Below are 18,650 nucleotides of genomic sequence, written 5' to 3'. Positions count from 1 at the left end.
CAACAACTGGCAGGGACCGAATAAATATCGTCGTTTCAGGATCAGCATACAGAGCACCACCCCCCGGGGAAAGAGCCGCCGCGTGCCGCCACCGAGCCTCAGAAGCGCTCGTCTCGACGCAGGTAGCGCCATTGCCCGGCCGGTACCGCACCCAATGACACGCCACCAATGCGCAGGCGTCGGCTCGCCACCACGCCGAGCCCCACGGCCCGGCACATCGCCTCGAGCTGGCCGGACATTGCCCCCTTGGCGGCGAAGCGTAGCCGGTCCTCGCTTTGCCAGCTGACCTTGAGCGCCGCCGGGTGCTGTCCGGGTAGCGCCGCCCCCTCTCTCAGCACCGCCAGTCCGTGCTCGTCCAGGCCACCGGTCACGTCTATCAACCACTCCTCCTCCAGCCGCGAGCGCTTCTCCTCGAGTCGCCTGATAACACCACGGTCCTGGGTGAACACCATCAGACCCGCTTCGGCGGCCCCCAGCGGCAGGCGTGAGACCAGGCCACGAAAGTGTGCCTTCAACACTCCCTTTCCGGCGGGATCCTCGGGCCAATGAGTAGCCTTGCGGATCACGCGTCTTGCCAGATCCTCGCCCTCGATAGCCTCGATATCGGCGGGACAGTGGTAAAGCAGCGTCGCCGGCGACACCTCTCGAGGGGCGGCTCCCGGCAACAGCGCGACAACCTGGTCGACGACCTTGAACTGGGGCTCTTCGACGACGCGGCCGTCGACACTCACCCAGCCCCCGGCGATGTAGAGCTCGGCCTCGCGACGTGAACAGGGCAGCTCGCGTGCCAGCCGCTTGGAGAGCCGCTCCTCGCCATGGGTATCATTCATCGTGGGGGTCTCCCTGGGAAAAAGTCGTGTACACAGCCTGACGCGTCAAGAGAAAAGGGGTCGCCGCGACTCGCCTGACCGACACGTCAGCAAGCCAGCCAGATACAATGCCTGGCGCCCTTGCCGGGTCGGTGGGCACGCACCGTGACCGTTTCGACCAGCAGGCCGACCCGTCTCAGGCGCTCGGTAAAGGCCGGGTCTTCGCCTGCCGACCACACCGCTAGCACACCATCGGGACGCAGCGCCTGCTGGGCGCAGGCCAGCCCCTTCGACGAATAGAGCCAGTCGTTCTCACGTCGTGTCAGCCCCTCGGGGCCGTTGTCCACATCGAGCATGATGGCATCGAAGCCTCCGGGCTCGCGACGCAACAGCTCACCCACATCACCCACGCTGATCCGTGTGCGCGGATCGGCCAACGGATGGCCGGCAGCGGCGCCCAGCGCTCCCCGGTTCCACTCCACCACACCCGGCACCAGCTCGGCGACCACCACTTCGGCATCCTCGCCCAGGGTCTGAAGTGCCGCCGCCAGAGTGAAGCCCATGCCCAGTCCACCGACCAGCACCCGGGCTCCGGGCCGCTCGGCAATTCGCTGACAGGCCAGCTCGGCCAGGGCATCCTCGGAGCCGTGCAGACGCGTGTTCATCAGCTCGCCTGCGGTCCCGGCGATACGGATGGAAAACTCATCGTTACGCTGCAACAGCCGCAGCTCGCTACCCTTGCCGGGAATGCTTGCGGTACCGATCATTTCGAATTTGGCCATGGAATCTCTAATCAACGGAGAGGTGGGTCATCAGCAGGCGCTGAGTGCGCCGTATTATGCTGGCTACAGCGAGGGGTTACCATGTGGCATTGTCAGCGTTGACGCGCTGCGCGACGACGAGCGTATGATGCAAAAATGTCCATGCCGGGCCAAACCGATGACGTCTCCTCCCCTACGACACCGCTCGCGCCACGTTACCCTCACTCTGCTACCACGGGTAGCGCGTTTCCTGTGGCGGGTACTCTGCGCCTTTCTACGCAACCGGGGCATCCTGCTCGCCGGCGGTGTGGGCTACAACATCCTGCTCTCCATCGTGCCGCTGTTCGCCCTGCTGGTGGTGCTGCTGGCCGAGGTGGTCGACAAGGCACAACTCCTGGAGGTGCTGTCGATCCAGGCCCGTCATCTGGCACCGGCCCACGCCGAAGTCCTCCTGGATGCCGTGCGCGCCCTGCTCGAATCCCGGGAGGTAATCGGCCTGCTGGGCCTCCCCATCCTGCTGCTGTTCAGCTCCTTCGCCTTTCGCATGCTCGAGGACGCCCTCGCCATCATCTTTCACGCGCCGGATGCCCCACTTCAGGGACGTAGCGTCTGGGTCTCGGTGCTACTGCCCTATGCCTTCATGGCCGTGCTCGGGGCGGGCCTTTTGGCACTGACCCTGGTGGTCAGCCTGATCAGCGGCCTGAACGCCCTGACCCTGGCCCTGACCGGACACGGGCTCCCCCTGGCGGGTCTCTCCGAGCCGCTGCTCAACCTGACCAGCTTCGTCGGCGTCTTCCTGCTGTTCAGCGCCATCTACAAGGTGTTGCCGGTAGTGAGAATCGCCCTGCGCCGTGCCCTGGTAGGGGGCTTCGTGGCCGCCCTGCTGTGGGAGGGAGTTCGCCTGCTGCTGGTCTATTACTTCGCCAATCTCTCCTTCGTCAATGCCGTCTACGGCTCCCTCGCCACCCTGATCGTGGTGCTGCTGAGCCTGGAGGTCGGCGCGATCATCCTGCTGCTGGGTGCCCAGGTAATCGCCGAGCTGGAACATAACGCGCGTCTGGGTCTGCCCTGGTACCAGGATGCGCGGCGCCGGGCCGTCCCCCAGCAAGACTGCTAGCCGACTAGAAGGTGGAGAGCCCCGTCGCCTCCATGACGCGATAACGCAGACGCTGCCAGGGCGTGGCCTCATCGAAGGCGTCGAAGGGCTCACTGGTGACGTGTTCGGGCGAGCTCTTCCAGCGCTCATCGAAGAAGGTGCCGGCCTCCCGGATAGCCGGCGTATCCGCCGGCCCCACCAGGCGCACACTGGTCTCCAGGTTGAGATCATCCAGGTTGCGCCGGGTGACGTTCGCCGACCCTAGAATCACCTCGGCCTCGCCGCCGTCGGCGGGTCGGCGCAGCAGCAGCTTGGTGTGGCACTGCTCACCCTGCGTCACGCACCAACGCACCTCCACCGCCTCCCGATGAAGCTCGAGGGCCACCGGCCGATTGGGGATTCCCCCCTTCTCGATGCCGAAGGCATCACGATTGGGGTCGAGCAGCACCCTCACCCGCACGCCGCGCCCCCGGGCCTGTTTCAGCGCTTCTATCACCCCACGGTGGGCCAGATAGAACATCGCCACGTCGAGGCGGTCGCCGGCGTCACTGGCGGCGATGGCCGCCAGCAGGGCATCGCGGACCGCCCCCTCGGTCACAAGCTGCACGCGGGCGCCTTTCGTCGATGACGATACCGATGACGATGACGGGCCGGTGTCAGGCGAGGCGGGCCCAGGCAAGGCGGGCTCGGGCAAGGCGACGCCGGACCAGGACGCCACGGCCCGCTCGCTGGCCAACAGGTCCAGCGCCGCGGCTCCCTGGAAGCGCAGCGCCACATTACCGTGCAGGCTGCTGGCATCATGGGGATTGGCCGACGTTACCAGCCCCGCCCAGCCATCGTCCTGGTCCACCACCAGCGTCTTGCGATGGTTGGCCTGGAAGTTGAGCAGGGCCAGATAACTGCGCAGGGTGACACGCCCCGGCCCCAGCAGATTGGGCAGCCAGCCGCCGTCGGCCCGATTCCCGAACCAGCGCGGCACCAGATGCCAGAGCCCGGACCATAGCGGGTTGGAGGCGCGCAGCCGAGTCAGGTCGGTCTCCACCACGCGCACGCCCGCCTGACGCAGGCGTGCGAAGTGATCGGGGGCGAGGCCGCCGTAGAGGGTGTTGAGCGGGTCGGTGATCACCACGGCCTCAAGCCCCGGGTGGTCACGCTTCTGATCGATCAGCGCCTGGGTCAACTGCCGGGAGAGGGCCCGAAAGTCCTGCCCCGTGGCGCTACCGGCGAAGTCGTTGAACAGAAACATGTCGGCGACCACCAGCCGCCGCGCCCCTCCGATCAGCGCCAGCGCCTCGTCGAAGATCGCCTGGTCGAGATGACGCCGGCCCGCGGCGTCATACCAGGTGCGATCGGCCAGGAAGCGCACCCGCTCGGCGGGGCGCTCGGGAAACGCCACGCCGACGCCCTCGGGGAGGGGCTTGAAACGCTGCCAGGTCCCCATGCCGAGCCACATCAACAGCAATCCCGCCAGAATCCACAGCCCCATGCATCGCTTGCTCATGTTGGTCCTTTGTCACCCTCATCGATGATTCGCCATCTAGTGATGCCTGGATCAGCATACCCGCGTATCAGGATAAGCACAGTGCGCGAACCATGCCCTTGGATGGCAAAGCGGGGCGTCGACTCGGTCGACGCCCCGCTTCTTCGCCCCCTTGTGGAGGATCAATCGCCTTCGGGGTTGCCAGACGATGCCGACGCGACCTTCATGCGCCGACGCAGGAGAGGGCCGACCACATAAGGCAGAATCAGCCCCAGGCCCGCGAAGACCCACAGTCCTATGGCAAGCCCGCTGTCCCACAGCACGGTCCAGTCACCATCGGAGATATCCATGGCGTGGCGCAGGTTCTTCTCCATTTCCGGCCCCAGCAACAGGCCAAGGATGATGGGGACCAGCGGAATCTCCAGCTTGCGGAAGAGATACCCCGCCACGCCGAAGGCCACCATGAAGTAGAGATCGAAGGTGGTGTTGCTGATCGAGTAGATCCCCACGAAAGCCACCATGGTCACGATCGGCAGCAGGAACATCGGCGGCACCGAGAGCAGCTTCACGAAGATTCCCACCAGCGGAATATTCAACAGCAGCAGCAGGAAGTTGCCGATCAAGAGTGCCGCTATCACCCCCCAGACGATATCGGCATTCTGGGTAAACATCAGGGGACCGGGGGTGATGTTCAACGAGATCAGCAGAGCCAGGAGCACGGCGGTGGTGCCACTCCCCGGCACCCCCAGCGTCAGCATCGGCACCAAGGCGCCACTGGAGGCGCCGTTGTTGCCGGCTTCGGGGCCGGCCACGCCGCGTGGGTCACCCTGGCCAAAATAGCCTTTCTTGCCGACCACCTTCTTCTCCAGGGTATAGCCAATAAAGCTGCCCAGAGAGGCGCCTGCCCCGGGGAGCACGCCGGCGATAAAGCCCAGCACACCGCCTCGCAGGCTCGAGGGGAGGATATTGCGAATATCGGCCCACTTCAGCGACAGCTTGTTGACGGTCATCTTGTCCTTGCCGCCACCGGCCTTGTCCTCGATAAAGAACAGCAATTCCGAGATGGCAAATAGCCCCACGATGGCGATGATGAAATCCACCCCCTCGTAAAGCTCTAGCACGCCGAAGGTGTAGCGCTGCACACCGGTGTTATCGATGCCGACCGTCGCGATCATCAATCCGATACAGGCCGCTACCACCGTCTTCATGGGATTCTTGCCGGTAATGCCACCGAGGGTGGCGAAGGCCAGCAGAAACAGCGCGAAGTACTCGGCCGGCCCGAAGGTCAGCGCGAATCTTGCCAGCAGCGGCGCCAGCAGGATCAACCCGATAGTGGCGATCAGGCTACCGATAAAGGAGGCCACGGCGGAGATCGCCAACGCCTCGGAGGCCTTGCCCTGCCGGGCCATGGGATAGCCGTCCAGGCAGGTCATCATCGCCGGTTCATCGCCGGGAATATTGAGCAGAATCGAGGAGATGCGCCCACCATACATCGCCCCTGCGTACACCGACGTCAGCATGATCAATGCGGTCTCGGGTGCCAGGCCCAGGGTAAAGGCCAACGGGATCAGAATCGCGACCCCGTTGGCCGGCCCCAGACCCGGCAAGGCACCGATCAATGTTCCCAGGAAGGCTCCCAGCAACGCGAACATCAGGTTGTGTGGCGCGAGCGCTACTCCGAAGCCGTCAATCAAATAGCCGAGGGTCTCCATTAGCTCACCTCCAGAAACGCGAGCAGACCCAGCGGCAAGGCCAGATCCAGGGCAAAGGTAAACAGCACGAACACCACCACGCCGGAGGCCGCCCCGATGACAAAGGCGCGTACCGGGGCACTACCCATCCGCCAGCACAGGGTACCCACCGCCAATGTCGTGCTGAGGATAAAGCCCAGTGGTTGCAGCAGCGCGGCATAAAACACCAGCACCACCACGGCGATCACGAGCTCCAGGCCGGTGCGGCTCCACGGCCAGGCATTGTCGGGGTCGGGCCGCACGATGAGGTAGAGGCTGGAAAGGACCAGCACCGCCGAGAGCAACAGCGGGAAGGTCTCGGGCCCTACCGCCTCGCTGCCACCGAAGGGGACGGGTAACTGAGTGGCGCCCCAGCCGTACGCGACGGCCAGGGCGATCAGCAGGATGCCGAGGATGCGATCATTCATGGTGGTCACTGGATCAGCCCGATATCCTTGGAGAGTTGCTCGATATCCTCGACCTGTTCATGCACGAAGGTATCGAATTCCCCGGCCGTCATATGAAACGGCATCAGGCCATTGTTGACCATCAGCTCCTTCCACTCCTCGCTTTCATAGATGGTATCCATGGCATCGACCCAGTACTGGCGAGCCTCGTCGGAGACATCTGCCGGCATGTAGAAGCCGCGCCAGTTGGGGCCTACGGCATCGATTCCCTGCTCCATGGCGGTCGGGATATGATCGAACTCGCCGGGCAGCCTCTCCTCGGCAAGCACCGCAATGACCCTGAGGTCGCCGGACTCCATAAAGCCCTGGGCTTCGGAAATATCCCCGGTGAAGGCATCGACATGGCCGCCGACCACTTGCGTCATGGCCTCGCCGCCGTTGTTATAGGAGAGATAGGGAATACGCGGGAGCTCATCGACCCCGGCGGCATCGGCGGCGATCAGCACCTTGAGATGATCCCAGCCACCCTTGGCGCTACCACCGGCAAACTTGACGCTGCGCGGATCCTCATCGATGGCCTCCATCAATGCAGGGAGATCCTGAAATTCGGAATCGGCCGACACGGCAATCACGCCATAGTCGGCACCCAGCGCCCCGATCCAGTTGACCATGTCGGCGTTCATGCCCGGGAATTGCCCCTGGGCCAGGCGTGTGGTGGTGGCGGTCGAAGCCGCCACCAGTAGCTGGTCGTCGCCGGCACGCTTGCTCACCACATGGGCATAGGCCACGCCACCGCCGGCTCCGGCCATATTGAGGGTCTGGACGTTGCCAGGCACCAGCTCCAGGTCCTGCAGCACATTGCCCACGCTGCGGCAGGTGAAGTCCCAGCCACCCCCGGGGTCCGCGGGTGCGATGCACTCCACCTTGCCTTTCGGTTCAAAGGCCATGGCACTGCCCGCGCTGACGGTAAGCACGGCTACGGCAACCAGCCTGAGCGGCATCTTGATCGACATGGAAGGCGTCCTCTTTCTTGTATGACGTGTGGGCAAGAGTGAGCATCTTGCCGGTCGCTGGCTTCTGGCTTACAATTCTGTAAGGCAGAACTATATTCTCTACAACAGAAAGCTAGAGGTCACCGCACGGCGCGTCAATGCCGACCAGCCGAGTTGCGACTAAAGTTTAGACCGGGAATGATCCCCGGGAGGAGTCCCTGGAGTATGGCCCAAGATCGCGTGGAAGCCGTCGAGCGTGCCTTGACGGTGCTGGAGGCCTTCGACGCCGAGCGCCCCGCCATGAGCCTCGCCGACCTTGCCCAGGCCACGGGGTTCTACAAGAGCACCCTGCTGCGCCTGCTCGGCTCACTGGCCCGCTTCGACTATGTGCGCCGCGGAGCAGACGGCCTCTGGCAGCTGGGCGATAGCCCGAGACGCCTGGCACGGCGACAGAATCCCGGCCGGCTGCTGGCTATTCGCATCCAGCCTCTGCTCGACGAGATGGCGGAACACCTCGGCGAAACCGCCTCACTGCTGGAGCAGACCGGAACCCTGGTCGAATGTCGGCTGGTGGCCCTGCCGGCCACATCGCTACGTCACGACCTGCACCCCGGCATGAGCTGGCCCCTGGGCATGGCGGGTTCTCCCTGCCTAGTCTTTGCCGGGGGTATCATGGCTGCGAAGCCTCTGATCGATACCCCGGTCCAACCCCGGCAATGGCTGGCCCTATCCGGCCCCGAAGGGCGGCTGGACCCCACCGCAGCGAGCCGTGCCCTGGCCGATGCCCATCGCCGCCTGGGCGATGGCTCCTGGCAGCTCGGCGACGAGGTAATATCATGAAACTCCTGCTCGTGGAGGACGATGCCCTGCTGGCGGATTCACTGCTCGAGCTGTTGCGCGGCGGCGGGCATCGCGTCGAGCATCTGAACGATGGTGACACGGCACTGGCACGGCTGGCCTCTGCCGAACACGGCGTCGATCTCATTCTGCTCGACCTCAATCTTCCCGGCACCGGAGGCCTCGAGGTGCTTGAAGCCCTGCGCCAACATGATCCCGAGACGCCGGTACTGATATTGACCGCTCGCGGCGCCGTGGAGGACCGTGTGCGCGGCCTCGACCTGGGGGCCGACGACTACCTGGGCAAACCCTTTTCCCTGGATGAGCTGGAGGCACGTGTCCGGGCCCTGCTGCGCCGCCATTCACGTACCACCCGCCTGTCACTGGGGCCACTCGAACTGGACGTCACCACCCTTGGCTTTACTCTCGATGGCGACCCCTTTCCGCTCCCACCTCGCGAACAGCGGCTGCTGGCCTGCCTGCTTCGCCATGCCGGCGAACCGGTGGACAAGAGCCGTCTCGCCGAGCAGGCCTTTAGCGGCGAACCCATGGGCGACAACGCCATCGAGGTCTATGTCCACCGACTGCGCAAGCGTCTGCCCGCGGAACGACTGGCCCTCAGGACAGTGCGGGGTCTGGGCTACCTGCTGGAAGGTGATCCTTGAAGGCAGCCCACAGCCTTTACGGGCGCCTGCTTGGCTGGCTGACCCTGCCGCTGCTGACCCTCGGCGCCCTGCTGTTATTGCAGGCCTGGCTGGAGGCCCGGACCACGGCGGATCATGCCTATGATCGCCTGCTTGAAGCCGCCAGCCTGGCCATCGCCGAACAGGTGCAGCGCCAGGATGATCGCCTCTGGCTCGACCTGCCGCCTGCGGCCCTGGAGATGCTTGCCGGAGATGCCCAGGAGCGCGTCTTCTACAGCCTCAGCGACCAACAAGGGCGCCACATTACGGGCAATGCCAGACTGCCTCTACCCTCTGACAGGAGCGCCGCCGATGGCGGCCTCCTCTATCGCGATATCGACTGGCAGGGCCTGCGGCTGCGCCAGGGTATTCGCCGCTCGCGACTCGAGGGCTGGCAAAGCGGCGAGTCTTTCGACGTGAGCGTTGCCCACACCCGCGAAGGGCGCGATGCCCTACGCTTCGAGCTGCTGCGCGGCAACCTGGCGGGTATCCTGGGCATGGGGATGCTGGCGGTGGTGACTCTGCTGATGGCGCTGCGCGCCGCCTTGAGGCCGCTCACACGCTTGCGACACGCCATTCGTACGCGGGACCCACGGACCCTTGCCCCCCTGGACCTGGACCTACCCCGGGAACTGGCCGAGCTGCGCGAGACGCTCAATGGCCTGCTGTCGCGAATGCGTCGAGTACGCGCCAACCAGGAACGCTTTATCGGCGACGCCTCACACCAGCTTCGCACCCCCCTGGCCGGCATCTCGGCACGGGCCGAGCTGGCCCTGCGCCAGACGCAACCCGAGCGGTGGCGCGCCGCCCTGGAAACGATCCACTCTACCAGCGAGAACACCGCCCGGCTGGCCATGCAGCTGCTCTCACTGACGCGCCTGGCCAATCCCGAATACCGCCCCGAACTCATCCCCGTCGACCTCAACGACTGCGCGCGCCAGGCAGTCCGCGATCACTGGATGACCTGCCACCAGGCAGGCGTCGACCTGGGTGCCGACTGTCTGGCGTCTCCGGTTCATGTTGCGGCGGACTGGCAGCTCCAGGAGAGTCTGGCCAACCTTATCGACAACTCACGCCGCTATGGCGCTTCGCGTATCACCCTCGGCGTCATGACCCACCCTCCCCGGCTCGTTATCGAGGATGACGGCCCGGGCATCCCTGCCGATCAGCACCTGCTGGTATTGCGCCCCTTTCATCGCGGCCGAGACGACCATGAAGGCTCGGGGCTGGGGCTTGCCATCGCCGATGGCATTGCCCGCAACCACGGTGCACGCCTATCCCTTGGCGACAGCGCCATGGGCAGCAGCCTGCGGGTAGAAATACGCTTTCCGGAGGCTAGCCAATGAATCGCCACTCCCTCATCGACCAGATGCTCCTGGCGCTTCTTTGCCTGCTGCCGATCCATGCCATCGGCGGGCAGGCCCTGCACCTGCCCGCCGATGGCGACCCCGAACAGGCGCGCCCGCTGATCATTCATGCCGCCCTCGACCTGGCGCATGTGCGCCCGCTGCTCAACGCCTTCCACCGCCGCCATCCACGAGTCGATATCGTCTACCGAAACCTCACCACCCTGTCCCTGCACGAACGCTTCCTGGGCCGGCCGGAAGAGGTCGACGTAATGATCTCCTCGGCCATGCCCTGGCAGTTCGCACTGGCCAACGCCGGCCACGCCCGTCCCCTGGATGACGCTACCCTCGCCGACTGGCCGGCCTGGGCACACTGGCGTCGTGAGTTGATTGCCTTCACCTTCGAGCCCATCGTCATGGTGGTACACCGTGACCTCGCACAGATTGCTGCCACGCCGAACAATCATGGCGAACTGCTGGCGTTGCTTCTCGAACATCGTCAGGAGCTGAAGGGACGGGTGGCCAGCTATGACCCGATGCGAAGCGGCGCCGGTTATGCCTATGCCATGGAGGAGTCGCGACGCTCGCCGCGATATTGGGACCTGATAGCGGCCCTGGGTGGGGTCGATGCCCGCCTGATGGACACCACCGCCGAGATGCTCGATGGTCTCGAGGAGGGCCACTTGCTGATCGGCTATAACCTGTTGGGCAGCTACGCGGCTCCCATCGTCGAGGCCAACCCCGAGCTCACGCTGATCATTCCCGATGACTACGCGCTCGTGACCCGGCGACTGGCCTTCGTACCACGGCGAGCGCCACATCCGGATACAGCCACCTTGTTCATGGAGTATCTGATGAGCCGGCAGGGCCAGCGCACCCTGGCCGAGGAAACCTCACTGGGGGCGCTGCACCCCGCCCTGGAGGGCCCGGGAACCGCCACCGAACTGCGTGAACGGTTCGGTGATGCCCTGCACTCTCCCCGCCTGGGGCCCGGCCTGCTCGTCGGCCTCGACCGACTCAAGCGCCAGGCACTGCTGGCTCGCTTTCGACGCGAGTTTCAGCGCGAGTCCAGCGGTGTCATGGACGCCGAAACCGCCACGACCGCCGACTAGGGGCGATACCCGGTGGTCTCCCAACCGGTGGCGATGGCCTCGTAAGGGGCGAACCAGCCCAGGAGGTCATGCAGCGCCACCACGCCACCCACGATAATCAGGGTGGGCGGGTGCAGGCCACTCGCGGCGAGATCATCCGGCAGGCTCGCAAGGCTTCCGCGATGCACACGCTGGCGGGCAGTGGACCCCTGCTCGATCAGGGCCGCCGGCGTCGCCTCGGGTAGCCCATGAGCGACCAGCTGGTGGCAGATCTCGGGCAAACTGTGCAGCCCCATGTAGAACACCAGGGTCTGACCGGGGCTCGCCAGCGCCGGCCAGTCCAGGTCGGCGCTGCCGTTTTTCAGATGGCCGGTGATAAAGCGTACCGACTGGGCATGATCGCGGTGGGTCAGGGGAATGCCGGCATAGGCGGCACAACCCGAGGCCGCGGTGATGCCGGGTATCACCTCGAAGTCGACGCCCGCCGCCGCCAGCTTCTCGAGTTCCTCGCCGCCGCGACCGAAGATAAAGGGGTCGCCGCCCTTGAGGCGCACCACCCGCTTGCCCTGACGCGCCCAGTCGACCAGCGCCTGGTTGATCTCGGCCTGGGGCAGGCTATGGTCGGAGCGAGCCTTGCCGACATACAGGCGCCGCGCGGCGGGATTGGCCATGGCCAGCACCTCGGGGCTCACCAGGCGGTCGTGCAGAATCACCTCGGCCGCCTCGAGGCGCCGCAGCGCCTTGAGCGTCAGCAGTTCCGGGTCGCCGGGCCCGGCACCCACCAGGCTAACGGTACCGGCGGGCAGCGACGCCCGGCCACGAGGCGGTGGCAGCTCTTCTCTCATATGTCTAAATTACCCATAAAACACCTAAAATATATTCCATAAAGTAATTTAAGAAGGCGGCATTTTCTACTTCTCATTCCCTACAAGGTTATAACCCGCCCCACGACGCCGGCGAGTCATGGGGCGACCGGTCGCCGGGCGTCAGCCGCGCAGCGAACGCTTCAGGCGGGGGCTGCTCAGCTCTCCCACCAGGGTAATCACCACCAGCATGGCCAACAGCCAGGGCCAATGAACCCCGAACTCCACCTCGGCGATGCCGAGCGCATCAACGAAGATCACCAGAATGCCCAGCGGGCTGACATAGCGCACCATCAACAGCCACAGGGTATACCCGGGCGCGACCAGTCCCAGTTCTTCGCGCAGCAAGTCGGCACGCAGCACGAAACCGGCCAACAGGACCGTGCCCAGCCCCCCCAACGGCATCAGCCAGCGTGACGTCAGATAGTCGAGCCAGTCGAAGAGATGGCGCCCCGCCAGGGTCCAGTCGGCCCCGATGTTGAACGACAGCATCGCCAGGGTGCTGATCACCCACAGCAGGCTTCCCGCCCCCCAGGCCGCGGCACGCCGCGAGAGCCCGTGACGGTCACAGAGCCAGGAGACCGTGGCCTCCACCATGGATACCGAGGAGGTCAACGCCGCCATGGACAGCATGGTGAAGAACAGCACGCCAAACAGCGTGCCCAACGGCATGGCCTGGAAGGCCAGGGGCAGGCTCATGAAGATCAGGCCGGGCCCTTCGCCGGGGTCCATGCCGTTGGCGAAGATGGCCGGGAAGATCGCCAGTCCCGCCATCAGTGCCACCAGGGTATCGGCCACCGCCACCGTCAGGGCAGTACGCGCAATGGAGGCATCCGCCGGCAGATAGCTCCCATAGGTGAGAATGGCGCCGGAGGCCAGTGACAGCGTAAAGAAGGCATGCCCCAACGCCGCCAGCAGGCCCTCGCTGGAGAGTGAGCCGGCATCGAAGATAAACAGAAAGCCCAGGGCCTCGGCGAAGCCGCCCGAGAAAACGCCATAGACGATCAGTATCAACAGCATCACTACCATGCCCGGCATCATCCAGCCGACGCTTCTCTCGATGCCTCCCTGTACCCCCTTGCCGACGATGACCATGGTGATCACCGTCACCAGGGTGCTCCATAGCCCGAGATTCCAGGGGCTGGCATTGTTGGCCGCAAAGATCGCCACCATGTCGTCGACGCTGCCGGCCGCCAGGCCACCGCTGAGCATCTTCCCCAGATAGGAGAATGACCAGCCGGCCACGACCACATAGAAGCAGAGGATCAGGAAACCACACAGCATCGCCATCCAGCCGAGCAGCGACCAGGCGCCTGTCCTTCCCGATTCGGTGACCACCCGGCGTATCGCATCGACCGGACTACCACGGCCCCGCCGACCCAGCGCAATCTCGGCCATCATGACCGGCACCCCCACCGCCAGGATACAGGCCAGGTAGACCAGGACGAACGCGCCGCCGCCGTGTTCACCGGTCATGTAGGGGAACTTCCAGATATTGCCCAGGCCCACCGCCGAACCGGTAGCCGCCAGCACAAAGCCCCAGCGGCCCAGCCACTGGATACGGGGTTGCGTCGTTGTCATATCCTACTCGTTGCTAGAGGTATCGCTACCACGCCGCAAGGCAATGGCAAGGCGCTATATTGTGCCGAATTTTTCCGTCCCTGGCAGGCTCGGCTATGCTCTATACGCGAGACCATTGGACGCGGAGCCTGCCATGACCGGTGACCCTCGAATCAGCCCCATCGCCCTGCCCGACACCCGAGCACGCCGTGTGGTCGAGGCCCTGCTCGACGGCTCGGGCGTTGCTCTCAACGGCGATGCGCCGCATGACCTGCGAGTCTTTCATCCGGACCTTTTCTCCCGCGTGCTGCATCAGGGCACCCTGGGGCTCGGCGAGGCCTATATGGACGGCTGGTGGGAATGCGAGCGCCTCGACGAGATGGCCTTCCGGCTGTTGCGCCACGGCCTGGGTGAGCGCGCGCGCCCTCCCTCCGAACGCCTCATGTATCGCCTCCAGTCGGGCTTTCTCAACCTGCAGAGCAAGGCCCGCGCCTATATCGTCGGCGAGGCCCACTATGACCTGGGCAATGATCTCTTCGAGCGCATGCTCGACTCCACGATGTGCTACTCCTGTGGCTACTGGAAAAACGCCACGACCCTGGAAGACGCCCAGCGGGCGAAGCTGGAGCTGGCCTGCCGCAAGCTCGGCCTGGCCCCCGGCATGCGCGTGCTCGACATCGGCTGCGGCTGGGGCAGCTTCGCGGAGCATGCCGCGCGCCACCATGGCGTCGCGGTGACCGGCATCACGATCTCCAGGGAGCAGGCGGCACTGGCTCGGGAGCGGTGCGCAGGGCTTCCGGTATCCATCGAGATGATGGATTACCGCGACCTGACCGGCCGCTTCGATCGCATCGTCTCCATCGGCATGTTCGAGCATGTGGGCCACCGCAACTACCCGACCTACTTCGCCACCGTGGAGCGGCTGCTGGAAGCCGAAGGCCTCTTCCTGCTCCATACCATCGGTTCCAACCACTCCGAGATCAGCGCCGACCCCTGGGTCAACAAGTATATCTTTCCCAATGGCGTGCTCCCCTCGGCGATGCACACCGCGCGCGCCAGCGAGCCACACCTGCTGCTGGAGGACTGGCAGAACTTCGGCCCCGACTACGACCATACCCTGATGGCCTGGCTGGCGAACTTCGATGCCCACTGGCACGAGATCGCCGACCGCTATAACGAACGCACCCGTCGCATGTTCCGCTACTATCTCATGGTATGCGCCGGCGCCTTCCGGGCACGTCACCTGCAACTCTGGCAGATCGCCTTCTCGCGAGACCGCATGGAGCGCTACGACTCTCCGAGGTGATTGGCTGGGTCCAGGTGTTAATGGCCGAGCATTGGCATCGCGGCATCGAACAGACGGCTGAATCGAGAAGCAATACCCAACATAAACAGCTAAACTGAATATTCATCCATAAAGAAATGGCGCGCACCATGCTCGACGAGACCCTCCAGCGCCGCTTCGGCTACGCCGATTTTCGCCCCGGTCAGCGGCCGGTGGTCGAGGCGGTGATGGCCGGCCGCTCGGCGGCCGCCATCTTCCCCACCGGCTCGGGAAAGTCCCTCTGTTATCAGTTGCCCGCCCTGCACCTGCCGCACCTGACCCTGGTCATCTCTCCGCTGCTCGCACTGATGCAGGACCAGCTGGCCTTTCTCGAGCGCCACGGCATCAGGGCCGCCAGCATCGACTCCGGGCAGGGCCGCGAGGAGGCCGCCGCCGTGATGGCGGGGGTCGAGCGTGGCGAGATTCGCATCCTCATGATCTCGGTGGAACGCCTCAAGAACGAGCGTTTCCGAGCCTTTATACGCCGGGTGCCGATTTCCCTGATGGTGGTCGACGAGGCCCACTGTATCTCCGAGTGGGGCCACAACTTCCGTCCCGACTACCTGAAGCTGCCCGACTACCAGCGTGAATTCGCCATTCCCCAGGCATTGCTGCTCACCGCCACGGCCACCCCCCGGGTAATCGCGGATATGCGCGAGCGCTTCAGCATCGCGGCGCAGGACGTCACCACTACCGGTTTCTATCGCGACAACCTGGAGCTCACCGTGGCCCCGGTTCCCACAGAGTCGCGGCCACATGCCCTGGCGACCTGGCTGAGGCAGCAACGCGACGAGATGGCCCCCTCTCCCACCATCGTCTACGTCACCCTGCAACAGACCGCCGAGCGCCTGGCCGCCTATCTGAACAAGGCCGGCATCGGCGCCACTGCCTATCACGCCGGCCTGGGCGCCGAGAAGCGCGAGGCGATCCAACGCGATTTCATGGCCGGCCACAACGACTGCATCGTCGCCACCATCGCCTTCGGCATGGGCATCGACAAGGCGGATATCCGCGCCGTTGTGCACTACGACCTGCCCAAGTCGATCGAGAACTATAGCCAGGAAATTGGTCGAGCCGGGCGCGACGGCAAGCCCTCCCGCTGCCTGATGCTGGCCGGCCGCGACACCCTCGGCGTGCTGGAAACCTTTGTCTATGGCGACACCCCGGAGCACCACGGCATCCGGCGAGTCCTCGATGAGCTACAGGCCGGCGGGACGCGCTGGGAGCTGACGCTCAACGCCCTCTCCCTGCACGCCAACATCCGCCCGCTCCCCCTCAAGACCCTGCTGGTACAGCTGGAGCTGCGCGGCATCATTCGTCCGCGCCACGCCTATTTCGCCGACTACCGCTTCAAGCTGCTGTGCGACCCCGAGGAGCTGGTGACCCGCTTCCAGGGCGAACGCCAGGCGTTTGTCCGAGCGATCCTCGATGCGTCAAACAAGGCGCGTACCTGGTATGACCTGGACTTCCCCCGCCTCGAGGCGCTGGGCCAGGAGCGTGGCCTGGATACGACCCGCGGCCGGGTGATCACCGCCCTGGATTACTTCGTCGACAAGGGCTGGCTCGAGCTCCAGAGCCGCCAGCTCACCGAGGTCTACGAGGTACTGACGCCGGATGTCGACCCAGGCGCGCTAAGCGATGAGCTCCATGACGACTTCCGCGCCAAGGAAGCCGCCGAGATCGACAGGCTGCATGCCATGCTTGGGCTCTTTGAGAGCGAAAGCTGCCTGAGCCGACGCCTGGCCGGCTGGTTCGGAGACGACCGCGCCCCCGAGCATTGCGGCCACTGCTCGGCCTGCCGTGGCCAGCCGGCCCGGCTTCCCCAGGGGGCCGAGCGCGCCCCGCTAACGGCCCGACACCCTGATGAATGGCTGGGCCCGTTTCACCAGAGCCTGGCCCACCAGGGGGATGGCCACCCCCCGACACCCGATCTGCTGGCACGCTTCCTGTGCGGCATCACCACGCCGTTGTTCACCCGGATCAAGGCCAGACAACTGCCGGGATTCGGCGCCCTCGAGGGCTATCCCTACCGGGAGGTGCGCGAGTGGGTCGCGAAACACGCGGCTTGACGCCCCGTTCGGGGTGCACGACCTTGCATCATGTACCCATCCTTTCCAGGAGGTGACACCGTGAGCCAACTCTCCCAACAGGCCTGTGAGGCCTGCCGCCTCGATGCCCCCAGCGTTACCGAGACGGAGCGCAAGGAGCTCGGCGCGGAGGTGCCCGAGTGGCAGATCGTCGAGCGCAGTGGCATCATGAAGCTCGAGCGGGCCTTCACCTTTCCCGACTTCCAGCAGGCGCTGGCCTTCACCCAGCGCGTCGGCGAGATCGCCGAACAGGCGGATCACCACCCGGCACTGCTGACCGAATGGGGCAAGGTCACCGTGACCTGGTGGTCACACAAGATCCAGGGCCTGCACCGCAACGACTTCATTCTTGCCGCCAGAACCGACGAGGTAGCGAAATAAATGTTCGAACACATTGAGCGGGTTCCCGGGGACGCCATCCTCGGTCTGATCGAGGCCTTCAAGAAGGACACCAATCCCCAGAAGGTCGATCTCGGCGTCGGCGTCTACAAGGACGCTCAGGGCAACACCCCGGTGATGCGCGCCGTCAAGGAAGCCGAGGCCCTGCTGCTCAAGAACGAGACCACCAAGACCTACATCGGCTCCCATGGCGCGCCGGCGTATGGCGCGGTCATCCTGCCCACGGTGCTGGGCGAGGGGTCGCCGGTACTCGAAGCCGGCCGCGCCAGCGCCACTCAGTCACCCGGCGGCACCGGCGCCCTGCGCCTGGCGGCGGATTTCGTCGCCAAGAAACTGCCCGGCAAGGGCATCTGGGTCTCCGACCCCACCTGGCCCAACCATCACGGTATCTTTACCGCCGCCGGCATCGAGATCCACAAGTACCCCTACGTGGATGCCGAGAACCGCCTGGATTTCGACGGCATGCTCACGGCACTCAAGCAGATTCCCGAAGGGGATGTCGTCGTCCTCCACGCCTGCTGCCACAATCCCACCGGCTTCGACCTCTCCCGTGAACAGTGGCAAGTAGTGCTCGAGGTGCTCCGTGAGCGCCGCCTGCTCCCCCTGGTCGATTTCGCCTACCAGGGCTTCGGCGAGGGCCTGGACGAGGATGCCTACGGCGTACGCCTGCTGGCCGAGAACCTCGACGAGGTGATGATCACCAGCTCCTGCTCCAAGAACTTCGGGATCTACTGCGAGCGCACCGGCTGCCTCATCATGGTCGCCAAGGACGCCGAGCAGATGGAGAACGTGCGCTCGCAGATCGCCATCGTGGCCCGTGAAAACTACTCCAACCCGCCGGCCCACGGCGGCGCCATCGTCAGCGAGATCCTGCACTCCGCCGAGCTTGCCGCCAGCTGGCGCGAGGAACTGACCGAGATGCGCGACCGCATCAACACCCTGCGTCGTGACTTTGTCGAGGCGCTCAAGCCCTACGGGCTGGACCAGAAGTATGCCTGCGTGGCCGAGCAGCGTGGCATGTTCAGCTACACCGGCCTGACGCCCGAGCAGGTCGACCGCCTGCGTGACGAGTTCGGCATCTACATGGTGCGCTCCGGCCGCGCCAACGTCGCCGGCTTCTCCCACGAGAACCTGCCGTACCTCGCCAAGGCGATCGCGGCGGTCAACTGACCCACGCCTCACTCG

At 65.1% G+C, this 18,650-nt stretch carries 17 protein-coding genes; 9 read left to right on the top strand and 8 right to left on the bottom strand.

The annotated features are described in order from the left end of the window. Positions 1-98: 98 nt before the first annotated feature. Together Q358_RS0104160 and Q358_RS0104155 are read right to left on the bottom strand one after the other, a co-directional pair. Positions 99-830 carry an RNA pseudouridine synthase gene (locus Q358_RS0104160; RefSeq protein WP_027960899.1) on the bottom strand — a complete coding sequence of 244 codons (732 nt, stop codon included), beginning with the start codon at positions 828-830 and terminating at the stop codon, positions 99-101. An 86-nt stretch (positions 831-916) separates the two neighbouring features. Further along, positions 917-1,591, bottom strand: a complete 675-nt coding sequence (locus Q358_RS0104155) for a spermidine synthase (protein ID WP_027960898.1) — start codon at positions 1,589-1,591, stop codon at positions 917-919. A 157-nt stretch (positions 1,592-1,748) separates the two neighbouring features. Here Q358_RS0104155 and Q358_RS0104150 point away from each other — a divergent pair, with 157 nt between their 5' ends. Further along, entirely contained in the window at positions 1,749-2,687 is a 939-nt protein-coding gene (locus Q358_RS0104150; RefSeq protein ID WP_027960897.1) for a YihY/virulence factor BrkB family protein, read from the top strand. Positions 2,688-2,691: 4 nt separating this feature from the next. Here the strand turns inward: Q358_RS0104150 and Q358_RS0104145 are convergent, their stop codons facing one another. The 4 genes from Q358_RS0104145 to Q358_RS0104130 all read right to left on the bottom strand — a co-directional run bounded on the left by Q358_RS0104145 (position 2,692) and on the right by Q358_RS0104130 (position 7,296). Continuing rightward, positions 2,692-4,167 (bottom strand): phospholipase D family protein, encoded by a 1,476-nt coding sequence (locus Q358_RS0104145; protein WP_043487625.1) that lies wholly within the window; start codon positions 4,165-4,167, stop codon positions 2,692-2,694. Between the two features lie 161 nt (positions 4,168-4,328). Next, complete coding sequence (locus Q358_RS0104140) at positions 4,329-5,858, bottom strand: tripartite tricarboxylate transporter permease (protein ID WP_027960895.1); 1,530 nt, start codon at positions 5,856-5,858, stop codon at positions 4,329-4,331. Further along, complete coding sequence (locus Q358_RS0104135; RefSeq protein WP_211248309.1) at positions 5,858-6,304, bottom strand: tripartite tricarboxylate transporter TctB family protein; 447 nt, start codon at positions 6,302-6,304, stop codon at positions 5,858-5,860. The genes Q358_RS0104140 and Q358_RS0104135 overlap by 1 nt, the downstream gene beginning before the upstream one ends. A gap of 5 nt (positions 6,305-6,309) precedes the next feature. After that, positions 6,310-7,296 carry a Bug family tripartite tricarboxylate transporter substrate binding protein gene (locus Q358_RS0104130; RefSeq protein WP_027960893.1) on the bottom strand — a complete coding sequence of 329 codons (987 nt, stop codon included), beginning with the start codon at positions 7,294-7,296 and terminating at the stop codon, positions 6,310-6,312. A 204-nt stretch (positions 7,297-7,500) separates the two neighbouring features. Between Q358_RS0104130 and Q358_RS16505 the strand changes: the two genes are divergently transcribed. The 4 genes from Q358_RS16505 to Q358_RS16500 are packed head-to-tail and all read left to right on the top strand — an operon-like array spanning position 7,501 to position 11,253. Then, positions 7,501-8,115 (top strand): helix-turn-helix domain-containing protein, encoded by a 615-nt coding sequence (locus Q358_RS16505; protein WP_051530170.1) that lies wholly within the window; start codon positions 7,501-7,503, stop codon positions 8,113-8,115. Next, positions 8,112-8,777: a response regulator transcription factor gene (locus Q358_RS0104120; RefSeq protein WP_027960892.1), complete on the top strand. Its 666-nt coding sequence runs from the start codon at positions 8,112-8,114 to the stop codon at positions 8,775-8,777. The genes Q358_RS16505 and Q358_RS0104120 overlap by 4 nt, the downstream gene beginning before the upstream one ends. Continuing rightward, the gene (locus tag Q358_RS0104115; protein WP_027960891.1) at positions 8,774-10,141 is read left to right on the top strand and encodes a sensor histidine kinase; all 1,368 of its coding nucleotides are present in this window, start codon (positions 8,774-8,776) and stop codon (positions 10,139-10,141) included. The genes Q358_RS0104120 and Q358_RS0104115 overlap by 4 nt, the downstream gene beginning before the upstream one ends. Further along, on the top strand, positions 10,138-11,253 hold the full coding sequence (locus Q358_RS16500) for an ABC transporter substrate-binding protein (protein ID WP_084286432.1): 1,116 nt from the start codon (positions 10,138-10,140) through the stop codon (positions 11,251-11,253). Before Q358_RS0104115 ends, Q358_RS16500 begins: the two co-directional genes overlap by 4 nt. On the opposite strand, the gene cobA is transcribed toward Q358_RS16500, so the two are convergent. Next, positions 11,250-12,077 carry a uroporphyrinogen-III C-methyltransferase gene (gene cobA, locus Q358_RS16495; protein ID WP_051530169.1) on the bottom strand — a complete coding sequence of 276 codons (828 nt, stop codon included), beginning with the start codon at positions 12,075-12,077 and terminating at the stop codon, positions 11,250-11,252. The two genes, Q358_RS16500 and cobA, sit on opposite strands and share 4 nt — an antisense overlap. Before the next feature lie 141 nt (positions 12,078-12,218). Next, positions 12,219-13,676 (bottom strand): sodium-dependent transporter, encoded by a 1,458-nt coding sequence (locus Q358_RS0104100; RefSeq protein ID WP_027960890.1) that lies wholly within the window; start codon positions 13,674-13,676, stop codon positions 12,219-12,221. 133 nt (positions 13,677-13,809) lie between these two features. On the opposite strand from Q358_RS0104100, the gene cfa reads away from it, so the two are divergent. The 4 genes from cfa (at position 13,810) to Q358_RS0104080 (ending at position 18,635) form a co-directional block, all read left to right on the top strand. Next, complete coding sequence (cfa, locus tag Q358_RS0104095) at positions 13,810-14,961, top strand: cyclopropane fatty acyl phospholipid synthase (protein WP_051530168.1); 1,152 nt, start codon at positions 13,810-13,812, stop codon at positions 14,959-14,961. Between the two features lie 128 nt (positions 14,962-15,089). Then, positions 15,090-17,048 (top strand): RecQ family ATP-dependent DNA helicase, encoded by a 1,959-nt coding sequence (locus tag Q358_RS0104090; RefSeq protein WP_027960888.1) that lies wholly within the window; start codon positions 15,090-15,092, stop codon positions 17,046-17,048. A 60-nt stretch (positions 17,049-17,108) separates the two neighbouring features. Then, the gene (locus Q358_RS0104085) at positions 17,109-17,447 is read left to right on the top strand and encodes a 4a-hydroxytetrahydrobiopterin dehydratase (RefSeq protein WP_027960887.1); all 339 of its coding nucleotides are present in this window, start codon (positions 17,109-17,111) and stop codon (positions 17,445-17,447) included. After that, entirely contained in the window at positions 17,448-18,635 is a 1,188-nt protein-coding gene (locus Q358_RS0104080; protein ID WP_027960886.1) for an amino acid aminotransferase, read from the top strand. It abuts the gene before it with no gap. Positions 18,636-18,650 lie beyond the last annotated feature (15 nt).

The sequence above is a fragment of the Halomonas halodenitrificans DSM 735 genome (assembly GCF_000620045.1).
Taxonomy (GTDB): domain Bacteria; phylum Pseudomonadota; class Gammaproteobacteria; order Pseudomonadales; family Halomonadaceae; genus Halomonas; species Halomonas halodenitrificans.
This window is presented reverse-complemented; position numbering and strand designations above follow the sequence as displayed.